General features: G+C 63.4%; 8 protein-coding genes. 2 read left to right on the forward strand and 6 right to left on the reverse strand.

The window, feature by feature from the left end:
• The first annotated feature begins 3 nt into the window (after positions 1-3).
• Complete coding sequence (locus tag GJ668_RS01545) at positions 4-282, forward strand: hypothetical protein (RefSeq protein ID WP_155448358.1); 279 nt, start codon at positions 4-6, stop codon at positions 280-282.
• Here GJ668_RS01545 and GJ668_RS01550 read toward each other — a convergent pair.
• Genes GJ668_RS01550 through GJ668_RS01560 form a run of 3 tightly spaced genes read right to left on the reverse strand, consistent with a single transcriptional unit; the run spans position 261 to position 6,197 of the window.
• On the reverse strand, positions 261-1,931 hold the full coding sequence (locus GJ668_RS01550; RefSeq protein WP_186342822.1) for a diguanylate cyclase: 1,671 nt from the start codon (positions 1,929-1,931) through the stop codon (positions 261-263). The genes GJ668_RS01545 and GJ668_RS01550 overlap by 22 nt on opposite strands.
• Entirely contained in the window at positions 1,924-2,310 is a 387-nt protein-coding gene (locus tag GJ668_RS01555; RefSeq protein ID WP_155448359.1) for a response regulator, read from the reverse strand. Before GJ668_RS01555 ends, GJ668_RS01550 begins: the two co-directional genes overlap by 8 nt.
• The gene (locus tag GJ668_RS01560) at positions 2,307-6,197 is read right to left on the reverse strand and encodes a PAS domain S-box protein (protein WP_155448360.1); all 3,891 of its coding nucleotides are present in this window, start codon (positions 6,195-6,197) and stop codon (positions 2,307-2,309) included. Before GJ668_RS01560 ends, GJ668_RS01555 begins: the two co-directional genes overlap by 4 nt.
• Positions 6,198-6,446: 249 nt before the next feature.
• Between GJ668_RS01560 and katG the strand changes: the two genes are divergently transcribed.
• Positions 6,447-8,621: a catalase/peroxidase HPI gene (gene katG, locus GJ668_RS01565; RefSeq protein WP_155448361.1), complete on the forward strand. Its 2,175-nt coding sequence runs from the start codon at positions 6,447-6,449 to the stop codon at positions 8,619-8,621.
• Positions 8,622-8,721: 100 nt separating this feature from the next.
• Here katG and GJ668_RS01570 read toward each other — a convergent pair whose 3' ends face one another.
• From GJ668_RS01570 to GJ668_RS01580, 3 genes are all read right to left on the reverse strand, one after another.
• A complete protein-coding gene (locus tag GJ668_RS01570; protein WP_186342823.1) occupies positions 8,722-11,844 on the reverse strand; it encodes an ATP-binding protein in 3,123 nt (1,040 codons plus the stop codon).
• A gap of 81 nt (positions 11,845-11,925) precedes the next feature.
• The gene (locus GJ668_RS01575; protein WP_155448363.1) at positions 11,926-13,014 is read right to left on the reverse strand and encodes a uroporphyrinogen decarboxylase family protein; all 1,089 of its coding nucleotides are present in this window, start codon (positions 13,012-13,014) and stop codon (positions 11,926-11,928) included.
• A complete protein-coding gene (locus GJ668_RS01580) occupies positions 13,011-13,652 on the reverse strand; it encodes a cobalamin B12-binding domain-containing protein (protein ID WP_155448364.1) in 642 nt (213 codons plus the stop codon). The genes GJ668_RS01575 and GJ668_RS01580 overlap by 4 nt, the downstream gene beginning before the upstream one ends.
• Positions 13,653-13,750 lie beyond the last annotated feature (98 nt).

The following is a 13,750-nucleotide window of genomic DNA, read 5'->3' on the forward strand; positions in this document are numbered from 1 at the left end:
CAGATGGATGAGTTGCGCCGCTACTCGACGCGCGCTGAAATCACGCCCACCCGTTTCTGCAACGAGTACAACTGGGGCGACTTCAAGGGCAATCCGCGCACCTGGATGGAACGCTGGTTCGACGCCTTCCTCTATGTGGCCAACTGGGGGACGCACTGGTTCATGCTGCGTCTTCCGCGCCGGCTGCTGGATTGGCGCGAGGTCTCCGAATATCTGCTCGAAGACGGAACGGAAGACAAGGCAGGCCACCGAGATCGGCTTCACAGAACCGGGCTGACCTGAATTTGATTGCGCCCGCCATGCTTGGCCGCGTAGAGAGCCTGGTCGGCTGCAATGAGCAGTTGCCCGTCATCGGCCTCCGGATGCTCGCCGGTTGAGGCGATGCCGGCCGACAGGGTGCAGCGAAACTCATGGCCATCGTGTAGAAACGGCAGCACTTCGAAGCGCGCGCGAATATCTTCCAACACGTTTTGCGCCATCTGAAGATCGCAATCAGGAAGAATCACTACAAATTCTTCACCACCATAGCGTCCGATGCCATCGGATTTGCGCAAGCGCTGCTTGAGCAGGTGGGCCAGGGCCATGATCACGCGATCACCGACGGCGTGCCCATAGCGGTCGTTGACCTGTTTGAAGCGGTCGATGTCCAGCATGGCCACCGCCAGCGGATGGCCGGTGCGTTGGGCGCGGGCGAGTTCGCGCACAATGCTCTCTTTGATGCGCGCGTGCTTGAGCAGCCCGGTGAGGCTGTCCTTGGTCATCAGGTTGGCCAGCTGGCGGAAACGCGCGGCGCGGACCCTGACCGCTGCCACCAGTTCGGTGTCTGAGATCGGCTTGGTGAGAAAATCGTCCGCACCACTGCGCAGGGCCTGAATCTGCTTCGCGCGGTCTTGCTCGGCGGACAGATACACGATGGGCAGGCCGAGCAGGTCATCGTGGTGGCGAATCACCGTGGCCAGCTCGGGGCCTGAGTAGTCAGGCATGTGCATGTCCATGAGCACCAGTTCCGGGTGGAAGGTCGCAACCGCCTCGATGACCTGCTCCGGCTCGCTCAAGACATCAACATCCATGCCGTCCGCGCTGAGCACCAGACGCAGATGCTCGGCCAGATCCCGGTCGTCATCGACGACCAGAACCCGATAGGGATCGGCGTGGCGCTCTTCCAGAATGCGTCCGATGCGGTCCACGAGACGCGGAATGTCGAGCGGCTTCAACATGAAGCCATCGACCCCGAGCCGCGCGGCGCGCATGCGCGACGGAAAGTCGCCATTGGCGGACACGAAGATGACCGGACAGTTCAAGGCCTGAAAGCTGGGGCTGGTCATGAGCGCTTCGACCGCGCCCAGATCCTCCGCGGTGGAATGCGGGTCCATCACCAGACAATCGGGACATTGATCCCGAACAGCGGCGGCGACCGCATCGAACCGGGTATAGAGGCGCGGCTCGTAGCCAAACTGCCCGAGCAGATGGACGAGGTGCTCACCCAGCGGAATCTCATCTTCGACCAGCCACACGGCGACCTTGCCGCCGTGGCCGAACGCTGTCGTTCTGGCGCTCGGCGCCTGTGCCACGGCCTGAGTCGGGGCCGTTTCACATTGGCTGAGATGGTCCACCAACGTGGCAACCGCGTCGGCGAATCGCCGTCGCTGGGCGACATCGAGCGCCACAACGTCTTGACTCAGCCAGCCGTTCGCCTCGATTTCGAGCGCGCGCGCCGCCTGGCTCAGCGTCTTGAAGCCGAGCGTCCCCCCCGCGCCCGCGATGCGATGCAGATGCTGGTGCAGCTGCTCAAGGGATGGGCGGACATCTGCCTCGCTCTCCAGACCGGCGGCCACCTGCGTTAATTCATCCAGTTCGCCGCGCACACGTTGCGCATAGACTTTGCCAAGCCGGGCAAGCGCGGCGGCCAGATCGACCGGAACGTCAGCCACTCGATTCCTCCCAGAGCGCGCGCACCTGGTTGGCCAGTTGCATGGGTTCAAACGGCTTGGCAATCACGTCCAGCGCCCCGAGAGACTTGAACTGCGTGACCTCTTGCGGCTGCACCTTGGCGGTCATGAAGGCGACGGGCGTCTGTGCCAGCGCCGGACGCTGGCGCAGCGCCGCAAGCGTGGACGGACCGTCCATTCCGGGCATCATGACGTCGAGCAGGATCATGTCGGGGTCGAAGTCTTCCGCCGCGGCCAGCGCCTCCTCCCCAGAGGAACAGATCTTGACGGTGAAGCCACCCACCACTTCCAGGGCGATCTTAGCCACGGTTTGAATGTCGGGCTCGTCCTCGACGTAGAGAACGCGTTGCAACTCGCTCATGACAATGCTTCCTGTTGTCTTCGAATGCGACCGCCAAGCGCGTCGAGTAGCGTCTTAGGCGTGATCTGGGATTTCAGCAGGACCGCCTCGACCTGCTCGGCCTCGCTCCGCGACACCTCCATACTCGACAGGATCAGGATCTGCGGCTGGGAGGATTGACGGCGAATCAGCGGCAGCAACTCCCAGCCCGAGCCGTCAGGCAGGTTCAGATCCAGAATCGTCAGATCGTACTCCGTCCCGGCCAGCAGGGCACGCGCTTCGGCCAGGGTTGCGGCATGATCGAATCGGTAGCGATGGCCGACCATGGCCTTGATGACATAGTGCAAATCCAGGTCGTCTTCAATATGAAGGATGCGCGGCGGGTCTGTCCGCTCGTCAGGCAACACCTGGGCCAGGGCGGAGACCAGACGCTGGTCGTCGAGTGGCTTCGGGAGCCATTCGACGAAGGACAAATCACCATCGATGGTCAGCTGGCCCTCGGCCATGCTGGCTGAAATCACAATGATCGGCAATTCTGCGGTACGCGGATTTTGACGGACCCGTCGGATCACTTCCAGGCCATGGATGCCCGGCAGTTGCAAGTCCAGAGTCATGGCGGCCACGTCCGCTTCGGCTAGACTGCGCAGGGCCTCCTCGCCACTGGTCGCGATGCGGCTGCGGTAGCCGGCCTGGGTCAGCATCAGGCTCAGCAACTGGGCGACGTCGGGATCGTCTTCCACCACCAGAACTGGCCGCTCATCGCTGGGACGGTCGGAGTCCGGCACCGGCTCGGTGCCGGCCCATCCGCGCGTCATGATCGGCAGTTCGGCCCAGAACGTGGCCCCTTCACCAAACACCGACTCGAACCCGACTGCGCCGCCCATACGCGCCATCAGCTCCTTGGTGATGGCCAACCCCAGCCCGGTGCCGCCGCGCTGCCGGGAGTCCGAGGCATCGGCCTGGGAGAACTTCTCGAATATTCGGGAATGGAATTCGCGCGGAATGCCCGGCCCGTGATCCCGCACCCAGATCCTGGCGTTGGTGCCGCGCCGCCGCACGCCGACCTCGACCGTGCCGCCCTCGGGCGAGAACTTGGCGGCGTTGGAGAGAAAATTGGCCAACACCTGCTGCAAGCGCTGGCTGTCGACCCGCACCGTGATCTCCTCGGCAATCCGCTCGGTCAGCTCAAGGCGTACCCCGCACGCCTCACCGTAGCTCTGATTGGCGCTCACCGCCTGCTCCACCAGGGGCATCAGTGCGGTCTCCTGCATGTTGAATTGCATCTTGCCGGCGGCGATCTTTTCCATGTCGAGCAGATCGTTGATCAGGTAGTTCAGGCGCTGGCTGTTCTTGTGCGCGATCTCCAGCAGCGGACGCATGGTCGCCGGCAGCTCGCCCATGGCGCCCCCGAGCAACAGACCCAGGGAACCGGAAATCGAGGTCAGGGGTGTGCGCAGTTCATGGCTGACCGTGGAGACGAATTCGCTCTTCATCCGTTCCACCCGCTTGCGCTCGGTGATGTCGCGCACCATGCCGATGTACATCGGTTGATCCTGACAACTGACCTCGGAGACCGCGAGCTCAATCGGGAAAACAGTCCCGTCCCGGCGTCGACCCTCCATCTCTCGATTGAAGCCAACCACCCGGGCCACCCCGGTGGTCAGATAGTGGCGCATGTAGCTGTCGTGGGCACGGCCCTGCGGCTCGGGCATCAACATGCCAACATTCTCGCCAATCACCTCCTCCGAGGCATAATCGAAGATTCTCAGCGCCGCCGGATTGGCCGAGGCAATCGTGCCCTCGCAATCGATGGTGATGAGGCCATCGACGATGTTGTCGACAATGGCCTGGGTCTGCTGGGCCTGATCGCGGATCGCCTGCTCAGCCCGCTTGCGCTCCGAGATGTCCTGGACGATGGACCAGATGCGGGTGCCGCCGGGATCCTCGATGGTCACGCCGTTCAACAGCACCGGGTAGCGGCGGCCGTCCTTGCGGATGTACTCCTTCTCGTAGGGACCGTAGCGGCCGGTGGACTTCAGGCTCGCAAGCTGGGCCTGCTCCTGGTCCGCGTACGCCTTTGGGGTGAGATCCCAGTAGCTCAGCGCGAGGAATTCCTCCCGGCTGTAACCGGTCGGTGCGATCAGGGCGTCATTGACCTCGATGAAATCGCCGCTGGCCATGTCGTTCAGAGCGATTCCCAGGGGCGAGAGCTCGAACAGACTGCGCAGACGCAGGTTGCTCAGTTGCAGGGCATCCTCGGCCCGTTTTTGCGCTGTGATGTCGGACTCGATGGCGATGAAGCCGTAGACCTGGCCATCGGCGTCCGTCAAGGGATTGCAATCGATGCTGATCCAGTAGGGCTCGCCGGCGCGGGTGTAGTTGAGGATGTTCTCGCTAAAGGGCTGCTGGACGGCGACGGCGGCGCGGATGCGCGCGATGGTGTCGGGATCGGTTTGAGGGCCCTGGAGGATCTCACCCGGCTTGCGGCCGAGCATTTCGTCAACTGGATAACCGGAAATGCGCGTGAAAGCCTCGTTCGTCCATTGCACCCGGCCCTCGGTGTCGGTGATGATGACCCCATTGGTGGTCTGACGGGCCACTTGCGAGAGTCGCTCCAGTTGCTGCGTGCGCAGTTCGACCTGTTCTTCCAGTCCGGCCTGGGTCACGCGCAGATCAGAAAAGCTGGCGGCCAGGCTGTGCGCCATGGATTGCAAACGCATCGCCAGGTCGTTGTACTCGCGCAGAGGATTGTTCGGCAGTCGCGGCTCCAGCCCCTGAGCCACCATCTCGGCCAGTCTTTCACCGAGGATTCCAAGCTCACGTAGCGGTCGGCTCAGCCAATGGCTGAGTAGGGCCGCCACTGAGATGCCGATCAGCAACAGCAGCACCAGAAACCCGAACAGCGTCACGCTGCCCGCTTCCAGGGCCGCCACCAGGGGCGCAGCCGGTGCCTCCACCACCACCTGACTCAGTCCCGCCACCGCGACTGGTGCCGTCAGCCGATACCGGCCTTGCTTCCAGCGCTTCATCAGCGGCAGCTCGCCGCCGGGCATCCAGACCCGCAGTTCTGCGGAAGATTCGATCAGGCGTCCCTCGACAGCGTCCAGGCTATTCACCTGACCGCGCTTAGCCAGGATCTCGCCGGCGGCATCGGTCACCGCGAGTCCCATCTCCGGTCTCAGCCGCTCCCGCGCCATGCCCTCGTCGAGGTCGAGATGTCCCTCGCTGGCGTTGCGTTCCAGGCGCAGCGCCAGATGATCGAGAATACCGGCCAATTCGATCCTGAGCCGTTCCTCCAGCTCGGCGCGTTGCTGATAACTCTTGTAGACGAGCGGCAGGCTGCCGGCCAGCAGAATGGCGACCAGCACGAGGTGGAAGATCAGGTCGCCCATCCGCAGGCTCCCCGGAACCCGGAATCTGGGCCACAGCAGGCGCACGCCGATCACCAACAGCCCAGCCAGCAGGGCGTTGAAGATGCCGTTCAGCGGCTGTTTGAGCGCGATCTGCAGCACGGCCGACCAGGGCAGGCCGATGAACTGGCTGTAGAACAGGATCACCAGCGGCGCGCCCAGGACCAGCCAGAAGGCCATGTCGGCCAGCACCAGATTGATCCGCCCGCGCCAGTACAACAGCCCCACCACCAGCGGCTCGAGCATCATGATCAGCATGGCATAGGGATGGCCCCAGAGCACCCAGGTGTAGAGTCCGCCGGCCAATCCGACCAGCATCGCGGGCAGAGGTCCGAGCACGACCACCGCCAGCATCGCGAAGACGGAGCCGAAGATAAACACCACGCCGAACGCCAAGGGCATGGCCGGGAGGTTGCCCAAAACGGCCAGCAAGGCCAGACCCAGGGTGGCCAGGATGGTGGTAGAGCGGTTCAGTGTCGGCTGTGGTAAGTGGGGCATACACGTTTACCGATCAGTCCTGTGTCCAGGAACGTTGTAGGCGTATCAATCCTGTCCGCATCATTCACGGCGGCCCGATCATAGCGGCAATTGATTTATTTTCATCAATAGAAAAAATCGATTTGCAAGATCCGGCCAAACGATTGGCCTTTGGCTGTGTCTATACCTATCCTCATTCTCAATCTCGACGCTCACTCGCGACACGAGACCACGGACTTCATGTCAATGAAACCACGAATGGAGGGCGCGATGGACAAAAACACAACGACGATAGCAGGCCGGTGCCCGGTACTGCACGGCGGTCACACAGCGGTCGGATCCTCGAACCTGGACTGGTGGCCGAAGGCGCTCAATCTCGACATCCTGCATCAGCACGACACCAAGACCAATCCGCTCGACCCGGACTTCGACTATCGCAAGGCGGTCAAGACACTCGACTTCGCCGCCGTCAAAAAGGATCTGCACGCCCTGATGACCAACAGCCAGGACTGGTGGCCGGCCGACTGGGGTCACTATGGCGGCTTGATGATCCGCATGGCCTGGCACGCGGCGGGCACCTATCGCATTGCCGACGGCCGTGGTGGTGCGAGCACCGGCAACCAACGCTTTGCACCGATCAACTCGTGGCCCGACAACGTCAATCTGGACAAGGCGCGCCGTCTGCTGTGGCCGATCAAGCAGAAATACGGCAACGCCCTCAGTTGGGCCGATCTCATCGTACTGGCCGGCACCGTTGCCTATGAATCCATGGGACTCAAGACCTTCGGTTTCGCCTTTGGTCGCGAGGACATCTGGCATCCGGAACAGGACACCTACTGGGGTTCGGAGAAGGAATGGCTCGCGCCCAGCGACAGCGCCAACAGCCGCTATTCCGGCGAGCGCGATCTGGACAACCCGCTGGCAGCGGTGATGATGGGGCTGATCTACGTCAACCCCGAGGGGGTCGACGGCCAGCCCGATCCGCTCAAGACGGCCCATGACGTGCGTGTGACATTTGAGCGCATGGCGATGAACGACGAGGAAACCGTTGCCCTGACTGCCGGCGGCCACACGGTCGGCAAGTGTCACGGTAACGGCGATGCCGCGCTGTTGGGGGCGGAACCCGAAGGCGCCGACGTCGAGGATCAGGGTCTGGGCTGGATCAACAAGACCACGCGCGGCATCGGTCGCGACACCGTGACCAGCGGCATCGAGGGCGCCTGGACCACGCATCCGACACGCTGGGACAATGGCTATTTCAACCTGCTGCTCAACTATGACTGGGCGCTGAAGAAGAGTCCGGCCGGGGCCTGGCAGTGGGAGCCGATCGACATCAAGGAGGAAGATAAACCGGTCGACGTCGAAGACCCGTCGATCCGCCGCAACCCGATCATGACCGACGCCGACATGGCGATGAAGCTGGATCCGGCGTATCGCAAGATTTCGGAGCGCTTCCACCAGGATCCTGAGTATTTCGCCGAGACCTTCGCGCGCGCCTGGTTCAAGCTGACGCATCGCGATCTCGGACCCAGGACGCGCTACATCGGCCCTTATGCACCCCCGGAAGACCTGATCTGGCAGGATCCGGTGCCGGCTGGACGCGCCGATTATGATGTCGCGGCTGTCAAGGCGCGGATCGCGACCAGCGGTCTGAGCCTCAGCGAGATGGTTGCCACTGCTTGGGACAGCGCGCGCACTTTCCGGGGGTCGGACAAGCGCGGCGGGGCCAATGGCGCGCGTCTCCGGCTGGCGCCGCAGAAGGATTGGGAGGGCAACGAGCCGGCGCGTCTGGCGCGGGTGCTGAGTGTGCTCGAACCCATTGCGGCTGAGACTGGCGCCAGTGTCGCCGATGTCATCGTGCTGGCGGGTGGTGTTGGGATCGAGCAGGCGGCCCAGGCGGCCGGGTTCGAGATCCAGGTGCCTTTTGCACCCGGACGCGGTGATGCCACGGCTGAGATGACGGACGTTGAGTCATTCGAGGTGCTGGAGCCGCTCCACGACGGCTATCGCAACTGGCTCAAGCGTGATTATGTGGTCAGTGCCGAGGAATTGCTTCTCGACCGCACCCAGTTGATGGGGTTGACCGCGCCCGAGATGACGGTGCTGATCGGTGGCCTGCGCGTCCTGGGCACCAATCACGGCGGCCGCCAGCATGGTGTCTTCACCGACCGCGAGGGTGCGTTGACCAACGACTTCTTCGTCAACCTGACCGATATGGCCTACACCTGGGTGCCGGTCGGCAATGACCTCTATGAGATCCGTGATCGCAAAAGCGGTGCGGTCCGGTGGACGGCGACGCGGGTGGATCTGGTGTTCGGCTCCAACGCGATCCTGCGTGCCTATGCCGAGGTCTATGCGCAGGATGACAACCGCGAGAAGTTCGTGCGCGACTTCGTGGCCGCCTGGACCAAGGTCATGAATGCTGATCGGTTCGATCTGGCTTGAGGGTGACGTCAATGCGCCTGCTTTGAAGGCGAGGTCGTTTGGGGTCGCTGGCTGTTCAGCGGCCCCGTTGGTTTTGGATCGACAGGATTGCGTTGGTCCATCAAGACAACAGCGTGTCTCGATCCCCGCCCTGCAAACCCGCCTCCAGTCGTTGCAACGCCTGCTTGACGTGCAACGCCAGTGCTGTCATCTCAGGTTCGTCTCCGCTGCTCACGGCTTCGGAGCGAATCAACCCCTCCAACTCAGCCGCGGCCCGCTGCAACTCGACCGCCCCCAGCGTCCCAGACGCCCCCTTGAGCGTATGCGCCAACCGCTGAGCCTTGTCACGCTCACCGGCCGCCAGATGCGCCCTGAGTTTGATCATATCGTCGCGATGCCCATCGACCAGCTTGTGCAGCAGACGCACATAGAGCTCGCGTTTGCCGCCGACGCAACGCAGCCCGAATTCCAGATCCAGCCCTGGAACCGCACGCAGCCCGTCTCGTTCAGTCGAGGGTTCTGGCTGAGCGGCTTGGGGTGACTCCGACAGATCCTGAACCGCGCGCGCTCCAGGCGACGACAGCCAACGCAGCAGACTCGCATAAAAGGTCGCCGGCTCGACCGGCTTGGCCAGATGATCGTTCATGCCCGCCTCCAGACAGGCCTGACGCTCCTGTCCGAGCACATTGGCGGTCATGGCCAGAATCGGCACCTCGCTCCAGCCCGGCAGCTGGCGAATGCGGCGTGTTGCTTCCAGTCCGTCCATCTCGGGCATCTGCACATCCATCAGCACCAGCCGATACCGTTGCTGGCCGGCCAGCTCGACTGCGCGCCGACCATTCTCGGCCAGATCCGCCACCAGATTGGCCTGGCCGAGCAGCTCCAGAAGCACTTCCTGATTGATCGCGTTATCCTCGACAGCCAGCAGGCGCCAGCCGCGAAAATCGCGCGCCAGAATCTCCTGAGCATCGAGTACGCTGGACCGCTCACCGCCGGACGGCGCCAGATCCAGATCAGGCCGCTTGATTAACCGCGCAGTGAACCAGAAGCGGCTGCCCTGACCGGGCGTGCTCTCCACGCCCGCATGGCCGCCCATGAGTTCAGCGATGCGCCGCGTGATGGCCAGACCCAGCCCGGTGCCGCCATAGCGACGGATCGGCGAGCCGTCGCCCTGCTCGAAGAGCGCGAACAGCCGCCCCTGCATCTCCTCGGGGATGCCGAGACCGGTGTCGATCACCTCGAACGAGATCAGCACGTCCTCGCTGCTGTCTTCCAGAACACGCGCCTTGAGCCGGATGCGCCCGCGTTCGGTGAACTTAAGCGCATTGCTCAGATAGTTGAGCAGCGCCTGACGCAGACGGGTGGCATCACCGTGCAGCACGGCGGGCAGTGGATCGGCGTCGACGCTATAGCTGAGCTGCTTGCTCTGCACCTGCTCGGCAATCAGGGCGCTGACCTGATCGAGCAGCACGCGCGGCGAGAAATCGGTCGTCTGCAACTCCAGCTTGCCGGCCTCGATCTTGGAAATATCGAGGATGTCATTGATAACCGAGAGCAGATGCTTGGCCGCGCCGTCGATCTTGAGCAGCCGGTCGCGCTGGATCGCGTCAGTGACCTCGCGTCCGAGCAGGTGGCTGAGTCCGATGATCGCGTTCATCGGCGTGCGGATCTCATGGCTCATATTGGCCAGGAACAGACTCTTGGCCTGACTGGCACGCTCGGCTTCCTGCTTGGCGAGCGCCAGTTCGGCTGTGCGGGTCTCGACCAGGGTCTCCAGATGCTCGCGATATTCGAAGAGTTCGCGCTCGGTTTGGCGTCGCTCGGTCACATCCGAGAAGATGACGGCGAAGGTGCCTACGCGCGGGCTATAGGCGTGGATCTGGAAGTAGCGCCCGAACGTACTGTCGAATTGTTCGAAACGAATGGCCTGACCATGCAGCGCCACCTCGCCATAGCGCTTGATCCAGTGGTCCTCGATACGGGGTATGACCTCGCGTACGCGCCGCCCGATCAGGTCGGCGCGTTGCAGTCCGGTCAGTGTCTCGAACGCCCGGTTGAGATCAAGGAATCGGTAGTCGATGGGATAACCCGTGTCGTCAAGGATGATCTCGTGCAGCGCGAAGCCCTCGCTCATCGACTCGAACAGTGAGCGATAGCGCGCCTCGCTCTGACTGAGCAGGCTGATCGACTGGGCGCGCTGCACCGCCATGGCGCAGAGTCCGGCCATCTGGAGTGCGAGGTTTTGATATTTGCGCAGATGCTGGCTCATGGCCAGACCGTCGATCAGGAAGACGCCCTGGGTCTCGGTTTCGTGCTGGAGGCGCAGCAAAAAGCCCTGGCCGGAGGCTGTCACCTGAATCATGGCCCGCTCTGGCGCAAAGTGACGCACCTCGGTCAGCGACTCGGGTGTGGGTCTGTCACCGAGTGTATCAGGGTGACTCGCTCGGATCTCGGTACAGGGCAGATAGAAACACAACGTCGGCGCGAAAAGTGCGGCGAAGATCTCCAGGATCTGGCCGATGACGCGACGCTCGCCGTCGGAGACCGAGAGACGCCCGACCAGATCCATCGCCATGGCGGTTTCGGCGAGTTGCTGCCGGGCGGCGTTGAGGCGGGCGGCGCTCAAGCGTTGCTCGACCTGATAACGGGCCCGCTCAGCGATCTGGATCAGGTTGAGTCGCAGATACCCCAGTCCGACGCGCTCACGCCGGGTCGGCAGCGCCAGATGCTCGGCGAGCGCCGCCAGATGCTCCTGGGCTTTTGGGTCACGCTCAGTATCGAGCAGAAGCAGACAGCTCGCACTCTCGCTGAAGACTGCGCGCGCCAGATTGCGGTCCGACAGACCGAGGCGTTCGAGATGTCGCGGCCAGGCGTTGAGCCAGCCCGGCGTGCAGAGATAGGCACCCTGCGTTAACCACTCATCGACCCAGGCCGGATCGGTCAGCAGATGGAAGCATTGATCGAGATGATGGAAGCTGAGCGCATCCGGCGACCGAGCCCTGAGCGAGACCGTGCGTTCGCGCTCGCGCATCAGCGGCGCGATACAGCAACCACCGATCCAGATCAGGGGTTCATCGCTCGGTACCCTGGCGATGCGTCCATCCAACTCGACAGCGCTCACGGGCGGGGAGCCGCAGCGGGTCGGGAAGGGGTGGAGTATCAAATGGGCGCATTCAGGCGCTCCGGCCAGTGCCGCTCGGGCCTCGGTGAAGAGGCTCGCGCACACGAACAGATGAACCGGCATATCCCAGCCGGAAGTCTGAGGGTCGAGTGGTCTGGTGCGTGAAGTCTTGGACAAGATGGATGTGCGCAGCCGGCGCCCGGCTCAGTCGGTATTGTCGTCAGCGAGTGGATAGCACCCCCAGCGTTTGACGGCGTGGGCGATGGCCATCAAGACGGCGTCTGGAACCTGCCAGGGGATTTCGCCGTGGTTGTCGGCCAGGATGAAGCCGCCACCGCGCCCCGCCGCCTGGATGGCGGTTTTGACCGCGGATTCGGCCTGTTCCGGTGTCCAGTGACGCATCTCGATCCCATTGAGATTGCCCAGCAACGACAGACGTCCCTGAGCGGCGCGTTTCAGCGCGCCCAGATCCTCGTGTGAACTCACCCCGATCACGGCCGCGCCCGTGTCGAATAGATCCGGCACGCGTGGCAGGATGCGGCCCGAGGCGAAATGCATGGCAGCCGGGGCCTTGAGCTGGGCGATGGTCCGGCGAGCGACCTCGCGACCGGTGGCTAGAAAGAGCTCGCGCGAGACGATGGTCACCGACGAGACCGGATCGAAATAACAGATGGCATTGGCGCCGGCCTCGACCTGAGCGTTGGCCCAGTCGACGCAGAAACGCTCGTTGAGCTGCATCAGCCGCTCGAACAGATCGCGCCGTTCGTGCATCAGGATCAGATAGTGCTCGAAGCCGAGTTGCATCACCGGCAGTGAGAAAGGCGACATCACCACGCCGATGATGGGCACCTCGCCGCACGCCTGCTCGGCCATCAGGCGCGTGGCGGCGAGTACGCGCTGCAAGCTCGGCGAGTCCTCGATACGCGGTACGCTCAGGCGTCGGATGTCTTCAGGATCCTGCACGATCGGAGACCCGGCATTGGGTGGACCATCGGTACGAAACAGCGTCGTGCCGCCCCAGGCCTCGATCTCGATGGCGGCATAGTGAAAATTGTAGAGACAGTCGTGACCGAACTTGGCGCGCAATCGCCATTGACCCTCGGCCACCTGCTCGGGACGGGCAAAATAGTCCTGGATCGAGCATCCGAGTTCACGCGCGCCCTGCATGACCGGGAACAGAAAGAGCGGCACCCGATCCGGTTCGCGCTGGCCGAGTGCGGTCAGGACGCGCTGCATGGAGGTCATGGGGGCGGGCGGACTCAGGGTTGTGGAGGGCTGACTCTGGTGCGTCATGGCTTCACTCCCAGACGTTCGAGGATGGGCAGAATGTCGCCCGCGCTCAGACCCACCGCGTCGGCGCCGACCTCGCGCCAGAGCTGATCATCGAAGCGATAGGGCGCGCCGCCCACCACGACACGCACGCCGGGCGCGACCTCCCGCAGCCGCTCGATCAGGGTGCGCACCCGCAGGGCCGCCGGCAGCATCAGGGTCGAGATCAGCAACACCTCGATGCCATCGGCACGCACCTGTTCAAGCAGGGTGTCGACGTCCTGGCGGCCATAGTCGTGCACCCGATAGCCGGCGGCGCGCAGCACGGTGCGCACGATCTGCTTGCCGAGCAGGTGATAGTCCTCCAGCACCGCGATGCCCAAGCGCGGCGGGCCATCGGTCTCCGGCAGGTCGTCTGACAGCGCCTCGCCAAAGAGTTCTTCGAGCAACTCCTCGCAGATCCGTCCACTCATATAGATCTGGGAGAGCGCGCAGTCGCCGCCCTCCCAGAGTTGGCCGAGTTCCTCCAGGGCCGGGCGGATCAGGATCTCGATCACCTCCAGCGGCGAATACTCGGCGCGGGCCTGCGCCAGCAGCTCCTGAGCCTGGACTCGGTTCAATGCCAGCAAGGCTTGAAGGAGCGCATCCGATGATGATGACATGAGTGACTATCCGCAATGAGTGAGCAAGGGGCATCCGATGCTGGATAACCAGGACTATCGAACCTAAGGGGCAAGTGACTCTACCCAAGCCCAGTAGC

Origin of the sequence: Allochromatium palmeri, assembly GCF_009720725.1 — a bacterium.
Taxonomy (GTDB): domain Bacteria; phylum Pseudomonadota; class Gammaproteobacteria; order Chromatiales; family Chromatiaceae; genus Thermochromatium; species Thermochromatium palmeri.